The sequence below is a fragment of the Flavobacterium quisquiliarum genome, assembly GCF_019308285.1.
Lineage (GTDB): Bacteria > Bacteroidota > Bacteroidia > Flavobacteriales > Flavobacteriaceae > Flavobacterium > Flavobacterium quisquiliarum.
In genome coordinates this window covers 1-14438 of record NZ_WWEM01000002.1, presented here as the reverse complement: position 1 = coordinate 14438, position 14438 = coordinate 1, and the positions used below count along the sequence as shown (strand labels likewise).

General features: G+C 34.3%; 11 protein-coding genes. 8 read left to right on the top strand and 3 right to left on the bottom strand.

Features of this window, described 5'->3' with window-relative positions; translation table 11 throughout:
• Nucleotides 1-54 precede the first annotated feature (54 nt).
• The gene (locus GSY47_RS00060) at nucleotides 55-2829 is read right to left on the bottom strand and encodes a 2-oxoglutarate dehydrogenase E1 component (protein WP_179003249.1); all 2775 of its coding nucleotides are present in this window, start codon (nucleotides 2827-2829) and stop codon (nucleotides 55-57) included.
• A 116-nt stretch (nucleotides 2830-2945) separates the two neighbouring features.
• Between GSY47_RS00060 and GSY47_RS00055 the strand changes: the two genes are divergently transcribed.
• Together GSY47_RS00055 and GSY47_RS00050 are read left to right on the top strand one after the other, a co-directional pair.
• The gene (locus GSY47_RS00055) at nucleotides 2946-3497 is read left to right on the top strand and encodes a hypothetical protein (RefSeq protein ID WP_179003248.1); all 552 of its coding nucleotides are present in this window, start codon (nucleotides 2946-2948) and stop codon (nucleotides 3495-3497) included.
• A gap of 70 nt (nucleotides 3498-3567) precedes the next feature.
• On the top strand, nucleotides 3568-4146 hold the full coding sequence (locus tag GSY47_RS00050; protein ID WP_179003247.1) for a hypothetical protein: 579 nt from the start codon (nucleotides 3568-3570) through the stop codon (nucleotides 4144-4146).
• A gap of 6 nt (nucleotides 4147-4152) precedes the next feature.
• Here GSY47_RS00050 and GSY47_RS00045 read toward each other — a convergent pair whose 3' ends face one another.
• The gene (locus tag GSY47_RS00045; protein ID WP_091490550.1) at nucleotides 4153-4506 is read right to left on the bottom strand and encodes a hypothetical protein; all 354 of its coding nucleotides are present in this window, start codon (nucleotides 4504-4506) and stop codon (nucleotides 4153-4155) included.
• Between the two features lie 69 nt (nucleotides 4507-4575).
• Nucleotides 4576-5550: a polyprenyl synthetase family protein gene (locus GSY47_RS00040; RefSeq protein ID WP_179003246.1), complete on the bottom strand. Its 975-nt coding sequence runs from the start codon at nucleotides 5548-5550 to the stop codon at nucleotides 4576-4578.
• 270 nt (nucleotides 5551-5820) lie between these two features.
• Here GSY47_RS00040 and GSY47_RS00035 point away from each other — a divergent pair, with 270 nt between their 5' ends.
• The 6 genes from GSY47_RS00035 (at nucleotide 5821) to GSY47_RS00010 (ending at nucleotide 14373) form a co-directional block, all read left to right on the top strand.
• Nucleotides 5821-6342: a YceI family protein gene (locus GSY47_RS00035; protein ID WP_095953668.1), complete on the top strand. Its 522-nt coding sequence runs from the start codon at nucleotides 5821-5823 to the stop codon at nucleotides 6340-6342.
• A gap of 109 nt (nucleotides 6343-6451) precedes the next feature.
• Entirely contained in the window at nucleotides 6452-7051 is a 600-nt protein-coding gene (locus tag GSY47_RS00030; protein ID WP_179003245.1) for a TetR/AcrR family transcriptional regulator, read from the top strand.
• 87 nt (nucleotides 7052-7138) lie between these two features.
• Nucleotides 7139-8473, top strand: a complete 1335-nt coding sequence (locus tag GSY47_RS00025) for a TolC family protein (protein ID WP_179003244.1) — start codon at nucleotides 7139-7141, stop codon at nucleotides 8471-8473.
• A 12-nt stretch (nucleotides 8474-8485) separates the two neighbouring features.
• On the top strand, nucleotides 8486-9553 hold the full coding sequence (locus tag GSY47_RS00020; RefSeq protein WP_179003243.1) for an efflux RND transporter periplasmic adaptor subunit: 1068 nt from the start codon (nucleotides 8486-8488) through the stop codon (nucleotides 9551-9553).
• A 105-nt stretch (nucleotides 9554-9658) separates the two neighbouring features.
• Nucleotides 9659-12835: an efflux RND transporter permease subunit gene (locus GSY47_RS00015; protein WP_179003242.1), complete on the top strand. Its 3177-nt coding sequence runs from the start codon at nucleotides 9659-9661 to the stop codon at nucleotides 12833-12835.
• A 299-nt stretch (nucleotides 12836-13134) separates the two neighbouring features.
• Nucleotides 13135-14373, top strand: a complete 1239-nt coding sequence (locus GSY47_RS00010; RefSeq protein ID WP_179003241.1) for a TCR/Tet family MFS transporter — start codon at nucleotides 13135-13137, stop codon at nucleotides 14371-14373.
• Nucleotides 14374-14438: the final 65 nt, after the last annotated feature.

The window sequence follows — 14438 nt, the reverse complement described above, 5'->3', positions numbered from 1 at the left end:
TTTATGGTTTCAATCCCGATAGCTATCGGGATTGAAACTTGAAACATTTTTTTATTATCTGAATAAATTTTTATCGAATACCATTCTAATTGCATCTGCGTGACGACGTTTTGCACGTGTATAACTTCCTGATGCAGGAGCAGAGTATGCTTTTAATGAAGCTAATCTCCATTTTACAAGATCAAAATTCATTAACATAAAGCTGTAAGCCCCCATATTTTTAGGCTCTTCTTGCGCCCAAACATAATCATCTGCATTTGGATATTTTGCGATGATTTCTTTAATCTGCTCAATTGGGAAAGGGAATAATTGTTCGATACGAACTACTGCAACATCATTTCTTCCGTTGTTTTCTCTTTCTGCAACAATATCATAATAGAATTTACCAGTACAGAAAACTAAAGTTTTTACTTTCTTTTTATCTACTGTATTATCGTCAATTGTTTCTTGGAAACTTCCAGTTGCTAATTCCTCAACTGTTGATACGCATCTAGGATCACGCAACAAACTTTTTGGAGAGAAAACTACCAATGGTTTACGGAAGTTTGTTTTCATTTGTCTTCTCAACAAGTGGAAGAAGTTTGCTGGAGTTGTACAGTCTGCAACATACATATTATGTCTTGCACAAAGTTGTAAGTAACGTTCCATTCTTGCAGAAGAGTGTTCAGCACCTTGACCTTCGTATCCGTGAGGCAATAATAAAACGATACCATTTTGGTTGTTCCATTTGTCTTCTCCACAAGAAATATATTGGTCAATCATGATTTGAGCACCGTTAGAGAAATCTCCAAATTGTGCTTCCCAGATTGTTAAGGCTTTTGGGTTTGCTAATGCATATCCGTAATCAAAACCTAGAACACCATATTCAGATAATAAAGAGTTGAATACTCCGAATTTTCCTTTTTTGTTTTCGATTGCATCTAAAAGAATCACTTCTTCTTCAGAATCTTCAACTTTAACTACAGCATGACGGTGAGAGAATGTACCACGCTCAACATCCTGACCAGAAATACGAACATCAAATCCTTCTGTTAAAAGAGAACCGTAAGCCAATGCTTCAGCAGTTCCCCAGTCAAGAGTATTGTTGTCGTATCCAACTTTTCTGTCTGTAACAATTTTAGTGATCTTATTGATGAACTTTTTGTCAGCTGGTAAAGTTGAAATGGTGTTGATGATAGAATCTAAACCTTCTTTAGCGAAAGTAGTATCTACTTTTTGAAGCATTTGTGTATCAGTTACCTGAACAAATCCTTCCCATTCGTTTTTCATGAATGGAGTAATGATGGTCAAATCTTTTTTACGAGAAGCTTCTAAGTTTTCTTCTAAAGCAGATTTGTATTGTTTTTCTAAACCGTTTACATAAGAAGCATCGATTACGCCTTCAGATAATAACTTCTCAGCATAGATGTCTCTTGGGTTTTTGTGTTTAGCAATGATTTTGTATAAAACTGGTTGTGTAAAACGAGGTTCATCACCTTCGTTATGACCGTATTTTCTATATCCTAATAAATCAATAAATACGTCACGTCCAAACTGCATTCTGTAATCTAATGCAAAAGATACAGCGTGTACTACAGCTTCAGCATCATCAGCATTTACGTGTAATACTGGAGATAAAGTTACTTTAGCAACGTCTGTACAATAAGTTGATGAACGAGCGTCTAAGTAGTTAGTTGTAAATCCAACCTGGTTGTTGATTACAATGTGGATTGTTCCTCCAGTTTTGTAACCATCTAATTGTGCCATTTGAATGATTTCATAAAGAATACCTTGACCAGCGATTGCGGCATCTCCGTGCACGGCGATTGGTAATACTTTAGAGAAATCGTCAGCATAATATTTATCTTGTTTTGCTCTTGTGATACCTTCAATTACAGCTCCAACAGTTTCTAAGTGAGAAGGGTTTGGTGCTAAATTGATGTTGATGCTTTTTCCAGATCTTGTTTTTCTGTCGGCAGTAAGGCCTAAGTGGTATTTTACGTCACCGTCAAAATATTCCTGATCGTAATCTTTACCGTCAAACTCACCAAAAATATCTTGAGTAGATTTTCCGAAGATGTTTGCCAAAACGTTCAAACGACCACGGTGAGCCATTCCCATTACGAATTGTTCAACACCTTTTTCTGCAGCTTGTTCGATCAAAGCGTCTAAAGCCGGGATGATAGATTCTCCACCTTCTAATGAGAAACGTTTTTGTCCCACATATTTAGTGTGAAGGAAGTTCTCAAAAGAAACAGCTTCGTTTAATTTATCTAAGATGGTTTTCTTTTCTGCTGTAGAGAAATTAGGCTGATTTACATTTACAGACAATTTATCCTGAATCCATTTTACAACGCCAGGATTTCTAATATACATATATTCAATACCAATATGCTGGCAGTAAATAGCTTTAAGACGGTTTACGATATCTTGTAAAGAAGATGGCTGCATTCCGATGGTTTGAGCAGCATCAAAAACAGTTGAAAGATCAGCTGCAGATAGTCCGAAGTTTTCGATATCCAAAGTAGGAGATGAAGTTCTACGGTCACGAACAGGATTTGTTTTCGTGAATAAATGCCCGCGCGTACGGTATCCGTCAATTAATTTAAGAACGTTGAATTCTTTTTTTAGTTTTTCTGAAACTTGACTGTAATCTGTGTTGTCGCTAGTCACGTACTCAACGATGGTTTGCACTGGATTTTCGTCGTTATAAGTTGTTTGTCCAAAGTCAAAACCTTGAAAGAAACTTCTCCAGCTAGGCTCAACGCTGTCTGGGTTAACTAAATATTGATCGTATAATTGTGCAAAAAACTCGGTATGCGCTGCGTTTAAAAATGAAAACCTATCCATAATATGAGTGAATATACTTTTTGTTATATAGAAAGGCAAAAGTACAACAATCACATTTATTTAAATCTTTTTTTTACGTACTTTTACGTAAAAATTTGTTAAAATAAACGTTAACTATGAAGAAAAATCAAATTTCAATCGTTTTCAATTTCTTTTTTGTGATTTTGGCTGTTTTATTTTCAACGAATGTCTCAGGACAGCAAAAATATGTTATAGATAATAGTAATCACTTTTGGGACAAAGTTCAATTTGGAGGTGGATTAGGGTTAGGATTTGGTTCCGGATATACCGATATTTCTGTCATGCCAAGTGCAATTTATAACGTCAACGAAATTGTTGCAGTTGGGGTTGGATTGCAGTTTGGTTATTTAAATTCAAGAAATTATTATGAATCGTACGTTTATGGAGGAAGTTTAATTGGACTCGTAAATCCGATTCCGGAAATTCAATTATCGGCGGAGTTAGAACAAGTTAGAATAGATACGAGATATGATTCGAATATAAACAGACCCGCTTTTTCTGATAGTTATTGGAACACTGCTTTATATCTAGGCGCTGGTTACAGAACAGGAAATGTTACTATTGGAGCCCGTTACGATGTTTTGTATAATCCTAATAAAAGCCTTTATGGGTCTGGATTTATGCCTTTTGTGAGAGTATATTTTTAATCTAAGTTGCTACCCTGATAGTTATTGGGGCTGAGATGCTAAGATTCTAAGGTTTTAAAATCCGAAAAAATTGAAAAGATATATTTTTATACTTATTGTCATTGTGTTTACGAGTTGTAATAACTCTAAAATAGCAGAAGTCAATAATGAGAAGGTTTTAAAGAAAGAGTTACGACCTTTTTTTGATGTGGATAAAATTGATCATTATTTTGTGAATTATACTCTTGATAGCATAATTATTTCTGGAGAAAAAAGTAAAAAATCAAAAAAAGAGAAAGAGTTTGAAAGTTTATTTATGGGATATTTCCCTGATAGTATTCCTAAAAAAGATTTTGAAAAAACCTTAATAAGTCACAATTACAAGAAGTCTGAATTGTCTGGCAAACAGCAAAGGGATATTGAGGATATATTTAGTGAAAAAGATTCTCTACAAATGAGTGGATATGCATGTGTTCCCGAATACCGTGATATTTTTATTTTTAAAAAGAAAGAAAAGACAGTTGGAATAGCAAAAATTTGCTTCAAATGCGCTCGTTTCCAAATTATTGGAAGTAAAATTGATACACAATATTTTGGGCTTTTTGATGAATTAGATAAATTAAAAAAAATAGTGCATCCTGAGAGCTATAGTATTTTGATGACTAATTAAGTTTCTTTATTTATAATAATTTCTAAACCAGACCTTCTGCCATTCTCTTTTTAAAATCAAAAACGCAACTTGCTCAGCTAGAATTACCAAATCTGATCCATCAAGTTGTTTGATTTCGTTTTCAGGAACATCAATAATATAAAGCAGATTCAAATATTCAGCAAATTTGTACTGAATCATTCTGTAGATTTTTTCGTGAAGCTGAATTTTTAATTCGTCGGGCGAAATGCTTAACGGAAAATCGATTCCTTCATTAGCCAGATTAAAATCTTTATTAATCTGCTCAATTAAGTTTAGATATAAAGTCTCTGCCTGCGCTTGTGCTAGTAATGATTCGGTGTTTACGGGTGCTACAAACATAATTATTTTAGATTTTAGATTGCTGATTGTAGATTTTTTTCTGAATACTTTTTTTCTGAATACTGAACACTAAACTTTACGTCCCATTAAATTTTCGCCGAAAGTTCTTAAAACATTTTTCTTTTCAGCGTTGATTTCCATTTTTTCCAAAGTTTCAAAAGCTTTTAAAGTATACACTTCGATAGCATCTTGTGTTGCTTTTGAAGCTCCTGATTCGTTAAAAATAGCTTTGGCTGTCTCTATTTTTTCGGTATTATCTTCTAATTGTAAAGTAAATAATTGCTCTAATTCCGAAGCTTTTTCTTTTGAAGAAAATTCCAGAGCTTTTAGGTATAAATAGGTTTTTTTGTTTTCGATTATATCGCCTCCAACTTGTTTGCCAAAAGTTTCTGGGTCGCCAAAAGCATCTAGATAATCGTCCTGTAATTGGAAAGCTAAACCTAAATTCAATCCGAAATCGTAGATTAAATCGGCTTCATTTTCAGATGTTTTGGCTACAATCGCGCCCATTTTCATGGCGGCGGCAACTAAAACAGCTGTTTTGTATTCAATCATTTTAAGATATTCAGGGATTGTAACATCTTTACGAGTTTCAAAATCTACGTCCCATTGTTGTCCTTCGCAAACTTCAAGAGCGGTTTTGCTGAATAATTTGGCTAAGTTTCTAAAGACATTTGGCTCGAATTGTTCAAAGTATTGATACGCCAAAATCAGCATTGCATCACCAGAAAGAATACCAGTGTTTAAATTCCATTTTTCATGAACCGTTACTTGCCCTCTTCTTAAAGGAGCATCGTCCATTATATCATCATGAACAAGAGAAAAATTATGAAAAACTTCTACAGCCATTGCGGCAGGAAGCGCAACGGAATAATCAGTATCAAAAACTTCTGCCGCCATTAAAGTTAAAACTGGACGGATGCGTTTTCCTCCAAGTCCTAAAATATATTCGATCGGCTCATAGAGGTTTACAGGTTCTTTATGAATGTTTTGTTTTTTTAAATAATCAATAAAAAAATCCTGGTACTGACTAATATCGTGCATAAAATTAAATTCTGATTTTCGAGCCTCAAAGATACAATTCAATTATGAATTATTGGTTTCAAAAATTTAAATGCTGTTAAAAGTTTAAATAATAGACTAAAAAGTGCTAAGAATGAATTTGTTAAAATTATTTTCAAAAAACTTGGAAACTTTTTTGGTATTTAGAGTTTCCTGTTTATATTTGCAGCGTTCAATGGAAACTCATAACACTAAAAAAGTTTCTATTTAGAGTTTTGAGATTATTTATAAACTCATTAAAATCAGATATTTATGAAAACAACATGGACTTTAGATTCTACACAATCAGATGTTTTAATTAAAATGAGACATTCTATCATTGCTTATTTGGGAGGAACAACAAACAAATTTGGCGGTTATGTAAGTCTTGAAGATAATGAGATTGAAGATGCTTCGGTTGAATTTTCACTGGATATTAATAATAAAACCGAAAGCTTTCAGCAAATTGATACCAATTTACAGCTTCAAGATTTTTTTGATGTTGATGAACATCCGATCATTAGCTTTAAATCAACATCGTTTCAAAAGATAAATAACAATATTAATTTCTTCAAAGGAGATTTAACTATAAAAGATGTTACTCGAGTTGTAGAACTTGATGCAGAGTTTATTGGAGTAAACACCTATAACGGAGAGAGAAAAGTGGCTTTTGAAATTAAGGGTGATATCAAACGTCAAGACTTTGGATTAGATTATAATTCATTTCATCACAATGGAGGTTTGGCTCTTGGAAAAGATATCAAGTTAATCGCTAATCTTGAATTTAGCATATAAATCTTACATAATTATTAATTTAATGTAAAATTATTACAAATATCATGGAAACTATTTTTTTAAGTTTTAGTTTCCTGGCTATATTTGTAAGAGAATTGAGAGAATTAAAATGAAAGAGAAAATTATAGCAAAAGCAAGCGAACTTTTTTTGAAGCTTGGTTTTAAGAGTGTTACAATGGATGATATTGCAGGAGAAATGTGTATTTCGAAAAAAACGATTTACAAATATTTCTGTAATAAAGAAGTTTTGATTGAAGAAAGCACTTCTTTGGTTCATGGACAAGTTCATGAAATTATGGATACCATTATTGCAAAGAATTATAATGCTATCCATGAGAATTTTGAGATTAGAGAAATGTTTCGTGATATGTTTAAAAACAACACTGATACTTCTCCGATTTATCAGCTTAAAAAACATTATCCAGAAATTTACCAAAACATCCTTTCTATTGAAATTGATCAATGTACTCAGTGCTTTAGAGACAATATCGAAAAAGGGATACGTGACGGACTTTACAGAGATGATTTAAATATAGAGGTTTATGTGAAGTTTTATTACACACTGGTTTTTCATATTAACGAAAATACAGTTTCTGAAAGCGAAGCACAAAGAGTAGAATTAGAAGCATTAGAATACCATACTCGAGCAATGGCTACTCCAAAAGGAGTCGAGGAATTAGAAAAGCAATTACAAAGAATTAAAAATTAACCATTCCAAAATTAACCGTCATTTTTCTGTGTGAGGATAAAGAGATAAATGACGGTCTCATCTCAAATTTAATAAATAATAACACTTATGAAAAGAATCTTTCTCATAGTTTTGTGTACCATAGGCTTTTCTGCTGTCGCACAAACCACTACTTTAACACTGAAAGACGCAGTCAATTATGCGCTTCAAAATAAAGCCGATGCTAAAAAGGCAAAACTTCAGGTTGAAAACAGCGAATATAAAATTCAGGAAGTACGTTCAAGAGCATTACCGCAAATATCTGCAAATGGAAACCTAACATACAATCCAATTATCCAGACAACAGTTATTGATGGAGCAGGTTTTGGACAACCAGGAACTACAATTCAGGCAGCATTTGGACAGACTTGGACTTCTACTGCAGGACTTTCTTTGACACAGGCAATTTTTGATCAATCTGTTTTTACTGGATTGAAAGCGGCAAAATCTACTCGTGAGTTTTATCAAATAAACGATCAATTGACAGAAGAGCAAGTTATCGAAAGAGTTGCAAATAACTATTATTCGGTATATGTTCAGCAGGAAAGACTGATGCTTTTGGATAGTAATTATGTAAACACTACCAAAGTTCGCGATATTGTAAAAGGTCAGTTTGACAATGGTTTGGCTAAAAAAATTGACTTAGACCGTATTGTCGTTAAAATGTCTAACATTGATACAGAACGTCAGCAGATTAAAAATCAAATTACATTACAGGAAAATGCTTTGAAATTCTATATGGGTATGCCTATTGAAACTCAAATTGTTTTGCCAAAAGAAGAATTTGAAGTGGTTCCAGCAGCTTTAACTCAAGAACCAAATATCGAAAATAGAACAGAATATCTGCTTTTGAAAAAACAAGAAGAGCTTTTGGTATACAATAAAAAAGCAATGGAGGCAGGATATTATCCAACACTTTCATTAACTGCTGGCTACAATTATATTGGACAAGGCCCTGAATTTCCTTGGTTTGCAAAACCAGAAAAAGGAGTTTATTGGTCAGATTTCTCTGCAATTGGATTAAACTTACGCGTGCCCATCTTTACTGGTTTTGGTACTCGCGCCAAAGTAAGACAAGCAGATGTTGAAATTAGATCCCTTCAGGAAGACATCAAAGACACTAAATTATCACTTGATCTAGATTATAAAAATGCAATGACGCAAATCAATAATAATCTTGTGACAATTCAGAATCAACAAGAAAATATGCGTTTGGCAACTGAAATTCTTAGTAATACCAAAAACAATTATCTTCAAGGTTTAGCTTCTTTAACCGATTTGCTAGACGCTGAAAATGCATCACTTGAAGCGCAGAATAACTATACAAGAGCAGTTTTAAATTATAAAATTGCAGAAATATCTCTAATTAAATCAAAAGGCGAACTACAATCTCTTACTAAATAACAAATTATTACAATGAAAAAAATAATTATAACAATCGTAATCATAGTCGTGGCACTTGTCGGGATTAACTTCATTTTAAATAAGAATAAGGCTGAGAATGAAGGTAAAACTGCAATTGTAGCAGAAAAAAATGCAGCAGTTTCTGTAAAAGTAGCAACTGTAAAAACAGAAGATGTAAATCTTGGTTTTACGGCAAACGGAAACTTTGCACCAATTCAAGAATTGACTTTCTCTGCTGAAAAATCTGGAAAAGTAATCAGTGTTTTGGTAAAAGAAGGTGATTATGTAAGAGTTGGACAAACTCTTTTAACAGTAAGAGGTGATGTAATCAATGTAAATGCTCAAGCAGCTGAAGCAGCATTTCAAAATGCAAAATCTGATTATGCTAGATATGAAAATGCTTTTAAAACTGGTGGTGTTACAAAACAACAATTAGATCAGGCAAAATTAGCTTTAACAAATGCGCAATCTAACTATACTCAAGCTAAAATTAATGTTGGAGATACAAGAGTAAAAGCGCCAATTAACGGATACATCAATAAAAAATATGTTGAACCGGGATCTATTTTAGCTGGAATGCCTGCAACTGCTTTATTTGATATTGTAAACGTTTCTAAATTAAAATTGACAGTTACAGTAAACGAAAGCCAAGTAGCAAGTTTAAGATTGGGAAATACAGTAAACATTACTGCTAGTGTTTATCCTGATAAAACATTCTCTGGAAAAATTACATTTATCGCTGCAAAAGCAGATGCTTCTTTAAATTTCCCTGTTGAAATCGAAATTACAAATAATGCAAACAATGATTTGAAAGCAGGTATGTACGGAACGGCAAACTTTGGCTCAAACAATCAAAAACAAAACTTGAAAGTAGTTCCGAGAAATGCATTTGTTGGAAGTGTGAGCAGTAACGAAATATTCGTAGTAGAAAATAACATTGCTAAACTGAAAAAAGTAGTTGCTGGAAGAATCTTAGGAGATAAAGTTGAAATCATCAATGGTTTGAATGACGGAGATGTTGTAATTGTTACAGGTCAAATCAACTTACAAGACGGAAATACAGTAGAAATTATCAAATAAAAGTAATTAGTGATTGAGAGTTAGTCCTTCGTTATTAATTCCTGGAATTAGGAAGCATTAAAAACTTAGGACTAATAAAATACTAAGAACTTAATAAAAAGACATATGAAATTAGCCGAAATATCCATAAAACGTCCGTCGTTAGTAATTGTATTGTTTACAATTCTGACTTTAGGTGGATTGTTCAGTTACAGCCAATTAGGCTACGAGCTGATCCCAAAATTCGAAACCAACGTAATTACGGTTTCTACTGTATATCCAGGAGCTTCTCCAAGTGAGGTTGAGAATACTGTTACAAAGAAAATTGAGGATGCGATTGCATCTCTTGAAAATATCAAGAAAATCGACTCAAAATCTTATGAGAGTTTATCTGTAGTATCAATCACATTGACATCAAATGCCAATGTTGATATTTCGATGAACGATGCACAGCGTAAAATTAATGCGATTTTGAGTGACTTACCAGATGATGCAGATCCGCCGTCATTGACTAAATTCTCTTTGAGTGATTTACCAATTATGACACTTGGTGCGAATGGTAAAATGGACGAAGCACAATTTTACGATTTGATTGATAAAAAGATTGCTCCAATTTTATCTCGTGTATCAGGGGTCGCTCAGGTAAACATTATTGGAGGTCAAGAACGTGAGATTCAAGTAAACCTTGACGCTGTAAAAATGCAGGGTTATGGACTTTCAGTTCCTCAGGTACAACAGACTATTTTAACTTCGAATCTGGATTTCCCAACAGGTAATATTCAAACTCGTAACCAAAAAATCTTAATCCGTTTAGCGGGTAAATATAAAAACGTTGAGGAATTAAGAAACTTAGTAGTTTCTTCTCAAAACGGAATTCAGGTTCGTTTAGGGGATATTGCAGACGTTCAGGATACACAAAAAATCGCAGAGAAAATTGCGCGAGTTGACCAAAAAAGTGCCATCGTACTTCAAATTGTAAAACAATCAGATGCAAATGCCGTTGCGGTGAGTGAGCAGTTGATTAAAACAATCAAAACATTAGAGACGGATTACAAATCGGTTCAGTTAAAATTAGAAGTTGCAAAAGATAGTACAGTATTTACACTTGAAGCAGCAGATTCTGTTGTACATGACTTGTTGATTGCGGTTATTCTGGTAGCATTTGTAATGTTGTTCTTCTTGCATAGTATTAGAAACTCATTAATCGTAATGGTATCTATTCCTGCCTCTTTGATTGCAACTTTTATTGGAATTTATTTATTAGGTTACACGCTTAACTTAATGTCTTTACTTGGTTTATCTCTTGTTGTTGGTATCCTTGTGGATGACGCGATTGTGGTATTGGAAAATATTTACCGACACATGGAGATGGGTAAAAGCCGAATCCGTGCAGCTTATGACGGTACTGCCGAAATTGGTGCAACCGTAACTTCGATTACATTAGTAATTGTGGTGGTGTTCTTGCCAATTGCAATGAGTACAGGATTAGTATCAAACATTATTACTCAATTCTGTGTTACGGTAATTATTTCAACGATGTTCTCTTTATTGGCTTCGTTTACTATTATCCCTTGGTTATCTTCTCGTTTCGGAAAATTAGAGCATATTGAAGGTAAAAACTTATTTGGAAGAATCATTCTTGGATTCGAAAGTTACTTAACTCGTTTTACGGACTGGGTATCTAACTTACTAAACTGGTGTTTAGATCACTATATTAAGACAATAGTCGCAGTTGTAGTAATGTTCTTTGGTACAATCTTCTGGTTAATGGGAGGTGGTTATATCGGAGGAGAGTTCTTCGCATCATCTGATAGTGGTGAGTTCTTGGTACAAATTGAGATGCCAAAAGACGCTTCATTAGAGCAGACCAACTTTATGACTCAAAAAGCAGAAGCTTTCTTAAAAGGAGAGAAATATGTTTTCAGTCAGATTACAACGGTAGGTCAAACCAGTGAAGGTTTGGGAGCGGCTCAGGCTACGGCTTACAAAGCAGAGATTGACGTTAAAATGATTGAGCAAAAAGATCGTACAGATGACGCCAACGTTTATGCTGCTAAAACAAAACGTAAATTAGAGAAAGTTTTAGTTGGTGCTAAGGTAAAAACAGTTCCTGTAGGTATCTTAGGAACAGCAGAAGATGCTACTTTAGGTTTGATCGTAACAGGTCCAAACGTAGAAAGTGCCATGAAATTTGCAAAAATGGCTGAAGCTGAATTACGTACTATTCCTGGAACAACGGAGATTAAATTAACAGTTGAAGACGGAAACCCAGAGATCAACGTTCAGGTTGACAGAGATAAAATGGCGGCGTTAGGATTAACACTGCAAACAGTTGGTCTAACAATGCAGACTGCTTATAGTGGAAACACTGATGGTAAATATAGAGCTGGTGAATATGAATATGATATCAACATCAAATACAATGAATTTGATAGAAAAAATATCACAGACGTTAGTAACTTGATTTTCATCAACAACGCAGGGCAGCAGATTAAATTAAACCAATTTGCTACCATTACTGAAGGTTCTGGGCCAAGTAAATTAGAGCGTAGAGATAAAACGGCTTCTGTAACCGTACAAGGTCAGAACGTTGGGGTGCCGGCGGGAACAATCGTACAACAATGGCAGGCAAAATTGGATAAATTGAAAAAACCAACAGGAGTTAACTACATCTGGGGTGGTGACCAAGAAAACCAGTCAGAAGGATTTGGTACTTTAGGAATCGCATTATTAGCGGCTATTATTTTGGTTTATCTTGTAATGGTGGGATTGTATGACAGTTTCGTTCACCCGTTTGTTGTATTATTCGCAATTCCGCTTTCGTTCATTGGAGTTTTATTTGCCTTGGCATTGACAAACAATACCTTAAACATCTTTACCATCTTAGGGGTCATCATGTTGATTGGTCTGGTGTGTAAGAATGCGATCATGCTTGTCGATTATACGAATCAGAGAAGAGCAGCTGGAGAATCAATTAGAAACGCTCTTATTCAAGCGAACCATGCTCGTTTACGTCCGATCTTGATGACAACAATTGCGATGGTGTTTGGTATGTTCCCAATTGCATTAGCATCTGGAGCCGGAGCAGAATGGAAAAACGGATTAGCTTGGGTAATTATTGGAGGTTTGATTTCTTCATTATTCCTTACGTTAATTGTAGTTCCAGTTATCTATGATATTATGGAGAAAATTATTAGAAAATTCTCTAAAGGAGAAAAAATCGACTACGAAGCTGAAATGGTTGCTGATTATGAGCCAACAGAAGTAAGCGAAGACGGTTTCAATCCGAAACACACTCATTAATAGTTTTAATTTTCAATATTGGAATTCCGAACCCGAATTCGGAATTTCAAAATGAAAAATCCCAGATTCCTTCAAATTGGAATTTGGGATTTTTTTTGATTAAGAATAAAAAATTTTCACGCAGATTCAGCAGATTTAGGCAGATTAGAATAGATTGTATCTGGGTTTATCTGCTTAAATCTTTTTTAAATCTGCGTGAAAAAAATAGCACTTTCAATTGGAATTTAAACTTTGAGTTTTGGATTTTTTTATTGTTAATCGAAAAATCTGTTTATTTGCATCTCCTTACAAAAATAACTATGCTACAAAAAGATAAATCTGCAGCCATTGGTTTTATTTTCATAACCATGTTAATTGACATTACAGGATGGGGAATTATTATTCCAGTAATTCCAAAATTAATCGAAGAACTGATTCATGGAGACATCAGCGAAGCGGCAAAAATTGGCGGCTGGCTAACTTTCGCGTATGCGATAACTCAGTTTGTTTTTGCTCCCGTAATTGGAAATTTAAGCGATAAATTCGGAAGAAGACCCATTATTTTGATTTCGCTTTTTGGTTTTTCCCTGGATTATATTTTATTGGCATTTTCGCCAACTATTGTTTGGCTTTTCATCGGAAGAATTATTGCAGGAGTGACCGGAGCGAGTATTACAACGGCTTCAGCATATATTGCGGATGTTAGTACTCCAGAAAACAGAGCTAAAAACTTCGGATTAATAGGCGCTGCTTTCGGATTAGGGTTTATTATTGGACCTGTAATAGGAGGACTTTTGGGTCAGTATGGATCTAGAGTACCTTTTTATGCAGCAGCGGTTTTGTGTATGGTAAATTTCCTTTATGGATTTTTCATTCTGCCAGAATCACTTAAAAAAGAAAACCGCAGGCCTTTTGACTGGAAACGGGCTAACCCAATTGGAGCTATTTTAGGTTTAAGAAAACACCCAACTTTAATTGGACTAATTGCAGCAATCTTTTTCTTGTATGTAGGTTCTCATGCTGTACAAAGCAACTGGAGTTTTTTCACTATTTACCAGTTTAATTGGGATGAAAGAATGATTGGAATCTCACTAGGAATTATCGGTTTATTGGTTGGAGTAGTGCAAGGCGGATTGGTTCGTTTTATTAATCCAAAAATAGGAAACGAGAAAAGTATTTACATAGGTTTGGCTTTATACACAATCGGAATGCTGCTATTTGCTTTTGCAACAGAAAGCTGGATGATGTTTGTGTTTTTAATTCCATATTGTCTCGGCGGCATCGCCGGTCCTGCTTTGCAGTCGGTTGTAGCGAGTAAAGTCGCACCAAGCGAACAAGGAGAAATTCAGGGAACTTTGACTAGTTTAATGAGTGCTTCTTCAATTATTGGTCCGCCAATGATGGCCAATACATTTTACTTTTTCACTCATAATGATGCGCCTTTTAAATTTGCTGGAGCACCATTTATCTTAGGAGGAGCTTTAATGTTGTTGAGTACAATTGTAGCTTATTTTTCACTGAAAAAACATGCTATTCCAAAAGAAGAAATCACAAAGTAAAATTGAGTCGTCCTGAAATAGGTTGACAGGTTTCACAATATTAATTAAAACCAGTAAAGTTCTCT